The organism is Clostridium sp. DFI.5.61 (genome assembly GCF_024462915.1).
Classification (GTDB): Bacteria; Bacillota; Clostridia; order Oscillospirales; family Oscillospiraceae; genus Lawsonibacter; species Lawsonibacter asaccharolyticus.
This window is the reverse complement of sequence record NZ_JANGBZ010000182.1, coordinates 1-223: the sequence shown is the minus strand read 5'-3', so window position 1 is coordinate 223 and position 223 is coordinate 1. Positions and strand designations below refer to the sequence as shown.

General features: G+C 46.2%; 1 protein-coding gene. It reads right to left on the bottom strand.

The features are described from left to right. Positions 1 to 223: hypothetical protein (locus NE584_RS19565; protein ID WP_256183580.1), on the bottom strand; the 223-nt coding region annotated here is incomplete at both ends.

Genomic DNA, 223 nt, shown 5'->3' with positions numbered 1-223 from the left:
ATCAAATCTATGGCAGCCTGACTTGCTTCTTGTGAAGAGGGCATACCATTTCCAATCGAATCAAACCTTTCCTTAACCATCTTCGCAGCAGGCAAAATTACCTCAGCACTGGAGTCAGAAGATACGCTGGAATCTTCTGCGCTAGAATCAAGACCATACGGCCTACCGGTTGTGAGAGATTCCATGGGCCTTATGACATATCCTGGAAAGAGTAGCTCATCAG